The 13,715-nt window shown below is 37.5% G+C and carries 14 protein-coding genes and 1 pseudogene; 12 read left to right on the top strand and 3 right to left on the bottom strand.

Annotation, left to right across the window (positions count from 1 at the left end):
• Positions 1-193, bottom strand: a 193-nt coding sequence (locus ACQV2P_RS01690) for a helix-turn-helix domain-containing protein (RefSeq protein WP_428894169.1), incomplete at its 3' end; no start/stop codon positions are given.
• Between the two features lie 6 nt (positions 194-199).
• Positions 200-599: pseudogene (locus ACQV2P_RS01695) on the bottom strand (transposase); the annotation flags it as partial.
• Between the two features lie 308 nt (positions 600-907).
• Between ACQV2P_RS01695 and ACQV2P_RS01700 the strand changes: the two are divergent.
• The 8 genes from ACQV2P_RS01700 (at position 908) to ACQV2P_RS01735 (ending at position 7,290) form a co-directional block, all read left to right on the top strand.
• A complete protein-coding gene (locus ACQV2P_RS01700; protein WP_428893376.1) occupies positions 908-1,072 on the top strand; it encodes a hypothetical protein in 165 nt (54 codons plus the stop codon).
• Positions 1,073-1,129: 57 nt separating this feature from the next.
• Positions 1,130-1,429 (top strand): type II toxin-antitoxin system RelB/DinJ family antitoxin, encoded by a 300-nt coding sequence (locus ACQV2P_RS01705; RefSeq protein ID WP_428893375.1) that lies wholly within the window; start codon positions 1,130-1,132, stop codon positions 1,427-1,429.
• Positions 1,426-1,740 (top strand): type II toxin-antitoxin system RelE/ParE family toxin, encoded by a 315-nt coding sequence (locus ACQV2P_RS01710; RefSeq protein WP_428893374.1) that lies wholly within the window; start codon positions 1,426-1,428, stop codon positions 1,738-1,740. The genes ACQV2P_RS01705 and ACQV2P_RS01710 overlap by 4 nt, the downstream gene beginning before the upstream one ends.
• A 297-nt stretch (positions 1,741-2,037) precedes the next feature.
• Entirely contained in the window at positions 2,038-3,099 is a 1,062-nt protein-coding gene (locus ACQV2P_RS01715; protein ID WP_428874378.1) for an extracellular solute-binding protein, read from the top strand.
• Between the two features lie 77 nt (positions 3,100-3,176).
• A complete protein-coding gene (locus ACQV2P_RS01720; protein ID WP_428894547.1) occupies positions 3,177-4,199 on the top strand; it encodes an ABC transporter ATP-binding protein in 1,023 nt (340 codons plus the stop codon).
• Positions 4,199-5,914, top strand: coding sequence for an ABC transporter permease (locus tag ACQV2P_RS01725; protein ID WP_428894135.1), 1,716 nt, complete (start codon positions 4,199-4,201; stop codon positions 5,912-5,914). The genes ACQV2P_RS01720 and ACQV2P_RS01725 overlap by 1 nt, the downstream gene beginning before the upstream one ends.
• Positions 5,915-6,168: 254 nt before the next feature.
• The gene (locus ACQV2P_RS01730; protein ID WP_428874374.1) at positions 6,169-6,399 is read left to right on the top strand and encodes a PF20097 family protein; all 231 of its coding nucleotides are present in this window, start codon (positions 6,169-6,171) and stop codon (positions 6,397-6,399) included.
• Between the two features lie 429 nt (positions 6,400-6,828).
• Positions 6,829-7,290 carry a Dps family protein gene (locus tag ACQV2P_RS01735; RefSeq protein WP_428874373.1) on the top strand — a complete coding sequence of 154 codons (462 nt, stop codon included), beginning with the start codon at positions 6,829-6,831 and terminating at the stop codon, positions 7,288-7,290.
• Positions 7,291-7,466: 176 nt separating this feature from the next.
• Here the strand turns inward: ACQV2P_RS01735 and ACQV2P_RS01740 are convergent, their stop codons facing one another.
• A complete protein-coding gene (locus tag ACQV2P_RS01740) occupies positions 7,467-8,087 on the bottom strand; it encodes a nitroreductase family protein (protein ID WP_428874372.1) in 621 nt (206 codons plus the stop codon).
• A 371-nt stretch (positions 8,088-8,458) separates the two neighbouring features.
• On the opposite strand from ACQV2P_RS01740, the gene ACQV2P_RS01745 reads away from it, so the two are divergent.
• The 4 genes from ACQV2P_RS01745 to ACQV2P_RS01760 all read left to right on the top strand — a co-directional run bounded on the left by ACQV2P_RS01745 (position 8,459) and on the right by ACQV2P_RS01760 (position 13,565).
• Positions 8,459-9,193 (top strand): MurR/RpiR family transcriptional regulator, encoded by a 735-nt coding sequence (locus ACQV2P_RS01745; RefSeq protein ID WP_428874160.1) that lies wholly within the window; start codon positions 8,459-8,461, stop codon positions 9,191-9,193.
• A 203-nt stretch (positions 9,194-9,396) separates the two neighbouring features.
• A complete protein-coding gene (locus tag ACQV2P_RS01750; RefSeq protein WP_428894548.1) occupies positions 9,397-11,052 on the top strand; it encodes a PTS transporter subunit EIIC in 1,656 nt (551 codons plus the stop codon).
• Positions 11,039-12,361, top strand: coding sequence for a 6-phospho-alpha-glucosidase (locus ACQV2P_RS01755; protein ID WP_428874158.1), 1,323 nt, complete (start codon positions 11,039-11,041; stop codon positions 12,359-12,361). The genes ACQV2P_RS01750 and ACQV2P_RS01755 overlap by 14 nt, the downstream gene beginning before the upstream one ends.
• Before the next feature lie 61 nt (positions 12,362-12,422).
• Complete coding sequence (locus ACQV2P_RS01760) at positions 12,423-13,565, top strand: glycerate kinase family protein (protein WP_428894549.1); 1,143 nt, start codon at positions 12,423-12,425, stop codon at positions 13,563-13,565.
• Positions 13,566-13,715 lie beyond the last annotated feature (150 nt).

Here is a 13,715-nt window from a genome sequence, read left to right on the forward strand (position 1 = left end):
ATTGTTTGCGTTTCTGAGTAACTGTCCCGCGTTTCACTTTTGTATGAATGGTCTGTGGTGAACGTCCGAGCAATCGAGCGATTGCACGGTTGGATGGAGGAGGGACTTGTGTTTTATACGCTTCAATCTTCACACGTTCTTCATAAGATAGATGTTTGCCTTTGGGGGATGTGGTACCATATGTTTGAGCCATGTGGAATTTTGAGACAGAGTTTCCACAGAGTTCTTCAACAATTTTGAAGCTTTACGTGTAGAAACACCAGAGACATACCTCTCCAACATGGAAGCGAGCAGAGCCTGTTCATTTCGCTGATAACGCTCAAATACCGTTGGTGAAAATTCACCATTGCGAGTTCTGGACACTTTTAAATCAAGTGTTCCTACACAAGTGGTAAACTCTCGCTCATAATAGCCGTTTTTTGATTTTGACGACTTTTTAAACGTTCATACTCATCGGCTTGAATATATTCTGTTCGTTGGTTTTCCATTAACTGATTAAATACTGTCGTCAAACTATTTTTAGATACCTCCTCTTTTACCGAATAATCAATAATAATTTGAACCACTTCGCTGTTCAGTGTAAAATGTACTTGGGTCATGTAAAGTCCTTTTGGATATGTTTTGGAGTAAAAACATTGTACCGTAAAAGGAGCTTTATATGGCTCTTTATCTTTTACACAATTATATGGACTTTATCCGAATAACTCTAATATTGATATAGGTTCTTTAGAACTCTTTGAGAATGTAGCCTATGTCATGGCAAGACATGGGGATAAGACGGTAGAAGACAGTCCAGAGGAATGGTTAGATAATTTTTCTACTTTTTCTATTTATCAAATCCTATCCCAGCTAATAAAATTGTGGGGATTATATATTAAGATGGAAAAATATCTAAAAAGTAAGACCAATGACCACCCCCTTATTTTTATTAAGAGCAGTGGAACGTGGTCTTTCTGTTTTTGATTTAGATTTACTCACCATTGGACTTATAACTGATATGGACACAGAAAAAACTAACGATGAGTGGAAAGATAAGCAAGTAGTTACACAGGAGGACTTCGATAAACTTTAAATGTATAGACATAGTGTTGACGTATTTGATATAATTAAGCAAAAGGAGGAGTCAATTATGGCTAAGTCAGCAAACCTAAATATAAGGATGAAACCGGAAATTAAAGAAAGGGCGGAGGAGATACTGAAAACCTTGGGCATACCTCCATCAAATGCAGTGGATATGTTTTATAGGCAGATTATTCTTAATAAAGGCTTACCTTTTGATGTAAAATTACCGGATGTAAAACTTGTTGATATTTTTGACATCTCAAGGGATGAATTAAACAAGATGCTAATGGAAGGGATAAATGATTTAAAAGATGGGAAATATGAAAATGTGGATGAGGCTTTTAAATCAATTTACGATCAATTATGAGCAAATATACTATTGTAGTATCATCTAGAGCCAAAAAAGACATCATTGAAATATATGAGTATATTTCTGCAAACTTGAATTCTGATTTATCCGCATTAAGGTTAATAAAGAAAATAGAAGAGTCTATAAGAGGGCTTGATGAAATGCCTGAAAGATTTAGAAGGTATAGAGATGAAGACTTAGATAAAGAGAATATAAGAATTTGTCCCGTAAAAAACTATCTTATTTTCTACCGAGTAAATAATGGAGAAAAGCTAGTAGAAATAATCCGTGTTCTGTATTCAAGAAGAAATTACGAAGATATTTTATAAAGCACCTATCAAAAAGGGAGGTGCTTTTTTGATGCCTAAAATTAAGGAGATGATATATTGGCAAATAGAATAAAGAAAATAACGGTATAAATCGGTGGAGATACGACCAAATTACAGGCTGCATTAAAATAAGTAAATATCTTTAACGATATGAATCAATCAACGTTGGTAAGTGTTTAAATTAATAATAAATACTTGAATCAGCTTTTGAAAGGAGAGTAACTTTGTCACAACAATTGACTTTAATAGAGTGGGTTGGTAATCTTAGTTTGAAAAAAATAATGAGGGGCTTAATCAATGAATAAAAAATTTTTAATAGCATCAATGGCCGTTTTGTCTGCATCCGTTTTTACTAGCACTGGACTTGCTAAAGGAATGGCACAAGACGAAAAGCGTACAGTAACGATTTATTCCAATACTTATTATGACGATGCGCGTACGGCTCGGCTTGTCGAATTAGCTGAAGCTGAAGGCTTTTACTTGGAAATGGTAACCGCTCCGGGGGGAGATACTTACAATCGGCTACTGGCTGAGGCAAACGATCCACAAGCGGATGTGATTATTGGGATGGATGAAGCCAACTGGTTAAATGTACAAGAGCAAGTTGATTTACATGCTTTTGAACCAGTTTGGGCCGAAAACGTACCCGAAGAAATTATCATCGGCAAGGGTGAATTTTATCCTTTTGCTGAAGCGTATATTTTTGGGATGTACAATCCTGAATTTATAAACCAAGAAGATGCTGTAAAAACATTGGAAGCGTTAGGCCAAGAAGAGGCGTTGAAGAATAAGTACCGTATTCCGTCGGATTTAGCAGGTTCAACCAACCAAAAAATTATTCTTTCCATGCTAATGCAATACCGCGATGATGAAGGAGAACTTGGAATTTCTGAAGAAGGGTGGCAAAAAGTTGCGGCTTATATCAATAATGGCTACCAAGCACGTGAAGGGGAAGACCAATGGGTGCTTTTCCAAGAAGGCACAACCCCTTATAACTACTATCATATTTCAGGGACTGCGCTTGCCTTAGAAGAGTACGATGGCTTAGCATTAGAGCCAATCGTTCCAACATACGGTATTTTTTCCATGACTGAACAAATCGGGATTTTAGATAAGGGAGAAGAGTATGATTATTCAGCGGCTGAAGATTTCGTAAACTGGTACGGCTCTGATGAAGTGCAAAAAGTTTTTGCTGAAGAATTTGGCTTCTTACCGGTGACGGAAGGTGGCCAAGAAGTGCTTTCCGAACCCCTAAAAGCATTATTAGATAAAATGGTCCGTATGGATGTTGACTGGGATTTCTACCGTCAGAATGTAGATAGTTGGGTAGAAAAATTAGAACTGGAATATATGCCATAAGATCATTCTCGCCAAGTCCTCATCCTCATTTCGAGGCTGAGGCTTTTTGTTTTCTTATTCAATAAAGGAGTGGGCTTATGCTTAAATTAGAATCAATCGAAATTCGTTATGGAGACTTTGCCGCGGTCAAGGGTGTTAATTTATCAATAAATAAAGGAGAATTTTTTACTTTATTGGGTCCTTCCGGTTGTGGAAAAACAACCACCCTTCGCGCCATTGCAGGCTTAACATTACCGAGTCATGGTAAAATTTTATTAAATGAACAAGACATAAGCTATCAACCAGCTGAAAAAAGAAATATCGGCATGGTGTTTCAATCCTACGCTTTATTTCCGACGATGACTGTCTTTGATAACATTGCTTATGGTTTAAAAGTAGCGAAGGTGAATCGTGAAGAAATTAAACAAAGAGTAGCCGAACAAGCGCAATTAGTCGACCTCGACACCACCCTTTTAATTAAAAATGTTTCCCAGTTATCAGGTGGACAGCAACAGCGTGTGGCGATAGCAAGAACGTTAGTTACTGAACCGGATTTAATTTTATTTGATGAACCCTTATCCAATTTGGATGCAAAATTACGCGAACAGTTGAGAGGGGAGCTGAAAGCTATCCAAGCGCGTACAAATCTTACAGCTGTTTATGTTACGCACGATCAACGCGAAGCTTTAGAATTATCAGACCGAATAGCTGTTTTTAATAAGGGGGAAATTCAGCAAGTGGGAACGCCAAGTGAAATTTATAATCGGTCAGAAACAGAATTTGTCTGTAATTTTGTCGGAGATGTCAATTTTCTTTCAGAAAATTTAGTAGAATGGCTGAACCGTCAAAGCGATTTCAAATTCGATCGATCGAAGCGTCATTATATTCGTCCAGAGAACTTGCATGTGAACAGATATCCTTCTGACAATTTAAGTTTTACGACGACCCTTACGAATAAAATCTTTCAAGGAGATGTTATTCTATACGAAGTTGAAGCGGGACCGTCAACACTTCGTTTTATGACGCTCAACCAAACATTGAACACCTTTCAGCCTGGCAATTCTGTGACCCTATCTTTAGATACAGCAAGCATTTTATCCTATGAAAAAGGTGAGAGCTAATGCCAAAAATATCTAATAAAAAGGTGACTCATCTATTCTTCTATACTTTTATCATTTGGCTAGTTATTACCTTTATTATCTATCCAATTAGTGTTGTTTTCACCAATAGTTTACTAGTGGGTGGCAACCTTGATTTTTCTTCAATTGAGAAAGTGTTAACGTCCAAACGCGCCATGCAATCGATAAAAAATTCCTTTGTTTTAGCTGTTTCTTTGGCTGTATCAGTGAATTTCTTAGGCGTGTTTTTAGTTCTAGTCACGGATTATTTTGAGATAAGCGGGGCAAGATTCTTGAAGATGGGCTACATGACCACCCTGTTAATGGGTGGAATTGTCATGAACTTTGGCTATCTACTTGTTTATGGAAAGAATGGGTTTTTGACCAAGTTATTAATGGAGGTCTTGCCCAATTTAGATCCTTATTGGTTTGAAGGATTTGGAGCTGTTTTCTTTGTAATGACTTTCGGCACCACTCATATTTATATGCTTTTCTTATCGTCCGCTATCCGATCGGTTGATTTTAACTTGATTGAAGCAGCCAAGTTGATGGGATCAAGCCCTAGTTATATTTTGAAAACGGTTGTTTTACCAACACTTAAGCCGGTAATTATAACGCTGACTATTATGACCTTCCAAACAGGCTTGGCAGCTTTTTCGGCACCAGTTATGGTAGGAGGGAAGACGTTTCAGACGATTAGTCCATTAATTTTAACCTTTGCTAATCGGCCTGCTTCTAGGGACTTAGCGTCCATTCTATCGATCTTTCTAGGCTTCACCCAAATTTTTTTACTATATAGTATGACTCGTAACGAACACCGCCTGCGTTACTTATCTCTGTCAAAGACGCAAGCTCGCTTGCAAAAGCAAAAAATTCAGTCGCCTATCTGGAATGCAGTAATTCATGTGCTAGCTTATCTTATATTGATAATTTATTCCTTACCGCTCGTGGCTTTAATCATCGCTTCTTTTTCAAAATCTCAAGCCCTACGATCTGCTAATCTTTCACTTGGTCAGTTAACTTTAGATAATTATGTCAAGGTTTTTTCACTGAGTGACAACCTTCAACCCATTGTGACCTCCATTCTTTATTCATTAATTGCTGCACTGGCAGCCGTTTTTCTAATGGCTATTGTTGCTCGCAAGCTTCACCGTGGGCAACTAAAATTTTTCACGCCTCTTTTAGAATACGTCTTTTATATTCCTTGGTTGATTCCAGGGATACTGTTGGTAGTGGGGTATCTGATGGCTTATGATCGGCCTTCCTTTTTATTAGGAGGACATTCAGTAATCGGATCTTGGTGGATTTTACCCATAACTTATATGGTAGTTTCCCTTCCTAATTCCTTGAGGTATTTGAAGGCAGCTTATTATGGATTGGATAATCAATTAGAAGATGCTTCGGTCCTATTAGGAGCTTCATCAGGGTACACCTTTAGAAAGATTGTGTTACCAGTTATCCTACCGACTATCCTAGCACTTATAGCCATTCATTTTAATCGTCTAGTCGATGATTTTGATCTCTCAGTCTTTTTATATCAACCCTCCCAGCCTACTTTAGGTATTGTGATCCGTCGTAATGCGAACGCAGACACTAACAGTGACGCTCAAGCAATTAATGCGGTTTATTCCGTCTTTTTAATGGGGATAAAGGGACTCGCGTTGTATTTCATATATGGTCGGGGAAATCGCTTAGCTGAGGAAAGAAGAGGGAAATAAACCCTAAGGAATCGTCTGTTATTAAAATAAAAAAATTAAATAAAATAAAAACGCCACCTTCAAAAGAAAGCCCCTTTACAAATAAAAATAACCATTCTTTCTTTGTGAAGAGAGTGGAGAAATAAACGCGGTACAACTTATTCCATAGTGGCATAAACTGCATCACTTGAACCGTTAAAAGTAAAACGGTTATAATTTCTCTAACCGATAAGTTTGTGATAGTCGGTGCATTAAATTTTAAAGGAGATGATTGTATGAATTGTCCTCAATGTGGTAACGAAATGTTAAAAGGGAGTTTATTAGGAGATCGCTATGCGATTAAGTGGCAGCCCGACGATAAAAAATTAGTCGGTGGTATATTTGCTAGCGGAGGATTCGCTTTAAAGAGTAATGGTTCTTTCTTAAGTCGCCCTAAAGCAGAGGCTTTTGTTTGTGAAAACTGTGAATTATTAACCGTCGATCTAAAAACGCAACGTAAAAAATAATAAGCTCTTAAAATAGCTGGAAAGGCTTGAATTTTCAAGTCTTTTTTTATTAATCAGGGGAAAAATGTTTTAAGACCTCTTGTTAAATTCGCTTGCTTTCTTATTAGTTATTTTATTCGTGTACTTTCGTGAATCGATTTTTATTCATCGCTAACAGGGTTCGCGAGTGAGCAATTGTTCAATGGAACGTTTCAAGAGGTGTTTTCTTTTACTAATTCATTTGGTAGAAAGTTCTTGTTGCTGGCTAATCAGTGTCGGATAATAGCTGTTTTAATTAAAAGGATGAAGGGAAACCGAAGTGATTAATTTTTAAGTATGGTTGAAGATAAGCATAATAATTAACTATTGAGGAGGAACATGCTATGCTAAAGATATAAAGCAATGGTGAGAAAAACCTTGCTTTAAAAGCAAAAAATAGGAGGAAATCGTATGGAGAAAAAGGTGTTTGATCTATTAAATAAAGTGGTTGCTACACAAGGTGTTTTCTATACTCGGCTGCATCAATTTCATTGGTATGTAAGCGGAACACGTTTTTTCACACTGCATGAAAAGTTTGAAGAATTGTATGATCAGGTGACAGCTGATATGGATGAGGTTGCTGAACGTTTATTAGCTATTGGTGGTCAGCCATATGCCACTTTAACAGAATTTATTGAACATTCTGTTATTAAAGAAAGTACTAGTGATCAAGCATTATCACAAGATCAAATGGTAGAAGCGATTGTCAACGATTATAGAACATTAATTGCTTTGTATGATGAAGGTATTCACTTAACCGATGAAGCAGAAGACTTTCCATCAAATGATATGCTCATTGCTTTAAAATCCGAGGCTGAAAAAACAATTTGGATGTTAAATGCTTACTTAGATAAAAGTGCTAATGAAAAATAGTCATAACATCTCCCTCCGTTATAAGAGGGAGTTTTTTTGTTCAGTGAATTCTTTTTAAGAAGATTGTTTAAGTGTATTGGCGTATTTTTCTATTTAAAGCTTAATAAAAGATTTAAAAAAGAAGTATTATCCATTTGGACAATACTTCTTTTCAAATGTTAATGAAAGTGTTTTACTTATTTTTTAACGATGAATCGCTCTTCTACTGGTTGGAACTCTTTAGGGCCAGCTGGTGAACCGATTTCGCCAAATGGCATTTGAGCGACTAATTCCCAGTCTCTAGAAATGCCATAAGTTTCATAAACTTTTTCATCAATCACACCATTATAGTGTTGTAAGGAAGCACCTAAATGTTTCTCAGCAAAAGCAGTCCATACATTAAATTGATGCATAGCATTAGTATGTTGAGCCCAAGTAGGGAATCCATCAGCAAAGATAGGGAATTGTTCTTGCAAACCTTTAACGACTGTCTTATCTTCGAAGAAGAGAACGGTTCCGTATGCATTTTTGAACATATCCATTTTTTGTTGTGTTCCTGTGAAATCAGCATCTCCCATCATCTCTTTTAAAGACTCTGTAGTTAAATCCCAAAGTTGTTTGTGGTTATCGTTTAATAGTAAAACGATACGTGTACTTTGTGAGTTGAAAGCTGAAGGTGTAAATTTAATTACATCTGCAATGATACTTTCAATTTCTGAGTCACTGATTGGTGATGCAGCCTTCAAATCGTAAATTGAGCGTCTTTTCTCAATCATGTCTAAAAAGTTTTCTTTTGGTTCTTTACTAAATAATCCCATTTATTTCACTCCTAAATCTAATTTGTAATTACTCTAATCAGATACACTCAAAGCTTAGTTTTCGTATATCTCTATTTTTAAGTATACACTATTCTTAACAAATAGCAAGTATAAGTTTCAAATTTTTTCTAAAGTTACTAAAAGTTTTGATCGATTGGAGTTATTTGTTGCTATCTAATCAAGAGATGGCAGACATCTGTCTCTTAGTTGCTTTTTAATCCTTTGCAACAAACATCTAGTTGTGACTCTTGTAAAACTGAATTAGTATGAAAGAATATAATCCTTTATAATGAAAGGGTATACATACTCAATAGGTATGCATTTAGACCACTTATAACTTGATGAGATACAAAAAAGGAGATCATAAATCTATGTACCAAGTAATCAACCAATTGCAAGAGAGGAATTTTGCTAAGAAAATAAGTCAAAGTGAAAAAGTTGTACTGGATTATTTAGAGAATCATTTTGCATCAATTCCCAATCAAACCGTGTTAAAAATTGCCCAAGAGACTTATACCTCACAAGCGACAATAAACCGAACGTGTAAGTTGTTAGGCTTTAAAGGGTTCAGTGAACTTAAATATGCGGTACAAGCAGACATCAATTTACAAAAACGTAAAGCACATTCAGGATTGACCACTACTGAAAGTGCTGTGGATCTGATTGACTTTGCAAGTTTGGCTGATTTAGCAGGGGCTATCTATACCCATCGCCACCACTTAATGCTCTTTGGTCTAGGGGCTTCCGGGGTCACCGCACGCTACATGGCAAGGCAGTTGATTTATTTAGGCATTCCGGTGGTGATTATTTCTGAAATCAAAATGTTGGAGCATTTTCACAATTATAGCCTATTAGTACTTTCATCTTCAGGTGAAACACAGCGCTGCTTGCAAGTTATTGAGAAAGCCAAAGCAAAAAAAATGACGGTCTTTGCGATAACCAAAAAGGATTCTTCAGTCATGAAGGCCAGTAAATTAAGCTTTTATCATGACGTTCAAGTGAATTTATTAGACGGTTTGTCAAGGGAACAGCAAGTGCATATGATTTTAATGGTCAATGAAACAATTAACTACCTCAAATCAAACTATTTGAAGTTAGTTAAATAAGCTTTTTAACAAAGTGGCCATTTGTGGATAATTATCCGTCCACTTGGAGCCATCCGTCTTATGTAAGCGCTATAATACAAAAGAAGTAAATTAAGAATATAAGAGAGGAGGAAGAATGAATCATTAGGTAGAAAAGAGACAGGGTTTCTACTGCAAGACACGACCGGTAACACTAGAAACTATAAAAGAGAGGATGTTGTCAATTGAAAAATTTTAGAAAGAATTTTCAAAGTTTTGGCAAATCTCTGTTATTCCCAATTAGTTTGCTTTCATTCATGGCAATCTTTCTGGGGCTATCAGCTGCTTTACAAAACGAAAATATAATCCGTTACGTGCCTTTTTTAGGGAACGAGATTTTACAAAACATTTTTGGCATGATTCGTAAGTTATCCGCGTTACCATTTGGGTACTTACCTATTTTATTTGCTATGTCGATTCCATTAGGAATGGTTAGAAGAGATAAGGAAGTAGCCGTTTATTCAGGGGCAGTAGGATATATTGCTATGCTGATTGGGATGACGTATGTATTACAACTTCAAGGCTTAACTCCGGACACAACGTCAATTAATTATTTAATGGAAACAGAGGGCTTGTCTCAAGTCGATGCCACTGTACAGAATTCCTTATTTACTCGTACGCTAGGCCTCTTTGTATATAATACCAATGTTATCGGTGGTATTATTGCCGGTTTGATGGGTGTCTTCTTACATAATAAATACCGTAACACTGAATTACATCAATCCCTTACTTTCTATAGTGGGAAACGTTTTGTACCAATTGTCGTAGCCATCGTGATGGCGATAGTCGGTGCCTTGTTAACCATCGTATGGCCTTTGGTAAATCAACTTATTATTGCTTTAGGTGGACTTATCAGCGAAACGGGCTCTTTGGGAATCTTTTTATATGGAATGATCGAAAAACTGATGATTCCAACGGGGTTGCACCATGTACTCAACCAGACTTTCCGTTTCACCGCCTTGGGTGGGATTGAAAATATCAATGGTGAATCACTGGTCGGAGCCCTTCAAATTTATCTCTATCAATTAGACAACGGTCTTCCTTTTTCAACGGATGCAACAGCCTTCCTCGCTCAAGGTAAGATCTTGCAGATGGTATTCGGTATGCCGGCAGCTGTTTTAGCGATGTATCATATGGCTCTACCAGAAAAAAGAGACCGTTTATTGAAATTCTTTATTCCAGGTGTCACTGCGGTGATTTTAACTGGGATTACCGAACCGATTGAATTCTCATTTATCTTTATTTCACCAATCTTGTGGGTAGTGAATTCAATATTTGCAGGAATTGCCTTCTTAATTCCAGCCTTATTAGATGTGGCTATCGGAAATGTTCAAGGGGGAATCATCGATTGGTTCGTCTTTGGGGTACTGCAAGGTGCTGAAACGAAATGGTATATTTATCTCATTGCCGGACCCATCTTCTTCGCCGTTTATTATTTCACTTTCAAATATATTATCACCCGACTTAATATCATGACCTTAGGTCGTCAAGCCAGTGATTTTGTTGAAGAAGAAGTTGACGGTAATGCGGAGGTAGATATTACGGAAGCGAATCGTTTAACCGCGCAAAATATTGTCAATGGCTTAGGAGGCGTTGATAATATTACTGATGTTGATAATTGCATCAGTCGTTTACGTGTGGAAGTCAAAGACAGTTCGTTAATTGATGAAAGTTTACTTAACCGGACCCAACCCAATGGTATTATCAAACCAGATGACCATACCATCCATGTGGTTTACGGCGGAAGAATTACACAAATGCGTAACATCGTTGACGATTACATTTATAATCGTAAAGATCAAAAAATACAAAAGGAGACCGCAGAAAATGAAAAAAAATAATATAGTGGTTGTCGGTGGCGGATCTACTTGGACACCGGGTATTTTAAAAGCAATGACTAAACATCTGGATAAGTTTCCGATTAACAAATTGGTGCTTTATGATATTGATGAGAAACGGCAAGCAGTGATTGGGGAATTTGGCAAAATACTCTTTAGAGAAGAAGCACCAGAGGTAGACTTTAGCTATACGACAGATAAAAAAGAAGCGTATTCAAATGTGGATTTTGTCTTCTGTCAAATGCGGACAGGTGGCTACGATATGCGTGATCGCGATGAAAAAATTCCACTTCAACTCGGTGTCATTGGCCAAGAAACGTGTGGGCCGGGTGGATTTGCCTATGGTATGCGATCAATTAGAGATATGGAAGAAATGGTAAATGATGTGCGCCATTACAGTCCGGATGCATGGATCCTTAACTATACAAACCCAGCGGCAATTGTAGCTCTAGCATTAGATAAAATCTTCCCAGAAGAGGATAAAATTCTAAATATTTGTGATCAACCCGTCAACCTCTTACGTTCTTTCGGTAAGCTCTTAGACTACGATGCAGATAAATTTGAACCGGTTTATTTTGGTCTTAATCACTTTGGTTGGTTTACCCATCTTTACGATGAATTTGGTAAGGATCGCGCACCAGAACTAAAAGAAATGATTCTTAATGGGGGCTTTCGACCAGTGGATGCTGAACAGCGTGACCAATCATGGTTGGATACCTATGCAATGGTGGAAGATATGTTGCGAGACTTCCCAGATTATCTACCCAACACCTATTTACAATATTACCTCTATCCAGATGCTAAATTAGCTAAACTAGATCCAAATTGGACTCGTAGTGATGAGGTGCGAAATGGGCGCGAGAAAAAAGTCTTTACTGAATGTCGTCGTATTATTAAGAATGGCACAGCAAAAGATTCAGATATCGTGCATAATGATGCGCACGGAGACATGATTGTTGAAGTCGCTGCTTCGATTGCCAACAATTTAAGGAAGACTTTTGTAGTTATAGTCCGTAACGAAGGAATTGTTGCGAACTTACCGGATGATTGCATGATTGAGGTCGCTGCTTCACTAGGAGTCAATGGTCCACGACCTTACGCAGTAGGAAAAGTAGGAACATTCTATAAAGGCATGATCGAAGGGCAACACGCCTTTGAACAATTAACGGTCGAAGCCTACCTTGAAGAATCTTATGATAAGGCCTTACAAGCACTTACTTTAAATCGTACGGTTGTCGATGCCAAAAAGGCGCGTCAAGTCTTGGATGCTTTGATTGAAGCCAACAAAGAATATTGGCCGACTTTAAAATAAAGAGGGATACGACGTAAGAGTTATGCTTACGTCGTTTTTCTAAATAAGGAGAAGGTGTTTAATGAAGATATTAGCAGCAATCGATTCCTTTAAAGGATCAATGACTAGTGAACAAGCCAATTTATGCGTTAAAGATGCTTTACCTAATCATTCAGTCACCTGCTTTCCAATTGCAGACGGCGGTGAGGGAACAGTGGATGCCTTTGTATCGGTATTAAAAGGGGAATATATTACACAAACCATCAAGGGTGTTGATGGTAAGGCATTTAATGGAAAATGGGGATGGATTGAGCAGGAAAAATTAGCCATTATAGAAGTAGCACAAGGAGCAGGTATTATTCATGCCGACCCTAAAAACTTAGACCCTACGCGCCATACTAGCTATGGGGTAGGTCAACAACTGATACAAGCACTTGATTTTGGTGCTGAAAGGATTATTCTTGGTTTAGGTGGTAGTGCGACCGTTGACGGAGGAATGGGCTTACTTCAAGCGCTAGGCTTAAAATTTTTTGATAGCCACCAGCAAGAGTTGCCCATTTTACCTGTAGAGTTGAATCGAGTAGCAAGTATGGATCCGTCAGGTATCGATCGACGGATGAAGCAGGTTGATTTAATACTTGCCTCTGATGTAAATAATCCCTTAATAGGTCCTAAAGGAGCAAGCTATGTCTTTGGGCCACAAAAAGGCTTAGCTACTAAAGACCTTCCTACTTATGATGCTTCGATGAAAAATTACGCCGACCTATTGTTAGAGGCCACAAAAAAAGACTATCGACATTTAGAAGGGGCCGGAGCAGCAGGAGGGATAGGTTTTGCCTTATCGACCTTTTTTGGAGCCAAATTTAGAAATGGGCTTTTCTTATTAGCTGAAAAAGGGAACCTTGACGCATTGATTAAAGAAGCCGATCTGATTATAACTGGTGAAGGTAGATTCGATGATCAGTCCCTCAGTGGCAAAGTACCTATTGGTATCAGTCGCTTGGCTAAAAAGTATCAGGTACCCGTCTTGTTATTTGCTGGACAGATTGATAGTCAACAAGTTGCCCTTCCTGAAGAAAACTTATTCGCCTTAATACCTATTGTTGATCGCCCTATGGAATTGGAGCGAGCAATGGAATTGAGTCAACAACTGTTAACCAAAGCTGTGGAGAGGACGATCAATCTGATTGAGTTCGCTCAAAAAAATAAGCTGGTTTGCTTATAAAATGAAAGGTTTTAATAGAAAAAGACTGTCAAAAAGGATGTTCTTTTAAGGTTATTTTAAAAAAGTTGAAAGCGTTCTTACAATTTTATATACTTAATTAGCGTTAGAAATTTAGTATGATTGTGTATTGCATGCGAATAACTCAGTTAA

The sequence above is a fragment of the Facklamia sp. P12932 genome, assembly GCF_050409545.1.
GTDB lineage: Bacteria > Bacillota > Bacilli > Lactobacillales > Aerococcaceae > Facklamia.

What these genes read in the sequence shown, in the direction of transcription:
- ACQV2P_RS01700 (WP_428893376.1), top strand. Translation starts at nt 908, where the DNA reads ATGACCACCCCCTTATTTTTATTAAGAGCAGTGGAACGTGGTCTTTCT.
- ACQV2P_RS01705 (WP_428893375.1), top strand. Translation starts at nt 1,130, where the DNA reads ATGGCTAAGTCAGCAAACCTAAATATAAGGATGAAACCGGAAATTAAA.
- ACQV2P_RS01710 (WP_428893374.1), top strand. Translation starts at nt 1,426, where the DNA reads ATGAGCAAATATACTATTGTAGTATCATCTAGAGCCAAAAAAGACATC.
- ACQV2P_RS01715 (WP_428874378.1), top strand. Translation starts at nt 2,038, where the DNA reads ATGAATAAAAAATTTTTAATAGCATCAATGGCCGTTTTGTCTGCATCC.
- ACQV2P_RS01720 (WP_428894547.1), top strand. Translation starts at nt 3,177, where the DNA reads ATGCTTAAATTAGAATCAATCGAAATTCGTTATGGAGACTTTGCCGCG.
- ACQV2P_RS01725 (WP_428894135.1), top strand. Translation starts at nt 4,199, where the DNA reads ATGCCAAAAATATCTAATAAAAAGGTGACTCATCTATTCTTCTATACT.
- ACQV2P_RS01730 (WP_428874374.1), top strand. Translation starts at nt 6,169, where the DNA reads ATGAATTGTCCTCAATGTGGTAACGAAATGTTAAAAGGGAGTTTATTA.
- ACQV2P_RS01735 (WP_428874373.1), top strand. Translation starts at nt 6,829, where the DNA reads ATGGAGAAAAAGGTGTTTGATCTATTAAATAAAGTGGTTGCTACACAA.
- ACQV2P_RS01740 (WP_428874372.1), bottom strand. Translation starts at nt 8,087, where the DNA reads ATGGGATTATTTAGTAAAGAACCAAAAGAAAACTTTTTAGACATGATT.
- ACQV2P_RS01745 (WP_428874160.1), top strand. Translation starts at nt 8,459, where the DNA reads ATGTACCAAGTAATCAACCAATTGCAAGAGAGGAATTTTGCTAAGAAA.
- ACQV2P_RS01755 (WP_428874158.1), top strand. Translation starts at nt 11,039, where the DNA reads ATGAAAAAAAATAATATAGTGGTTGTCGGTGGCGGATCTACTTGGACA.
- ACQV2P_RS01760 (WP_428894549.1), top strand. Translation starts at nt 12,423, where the DNA reads ATGAAGATATTAGCAGCAATCGATTCCTTTAAAGGATCAATGACTAGT.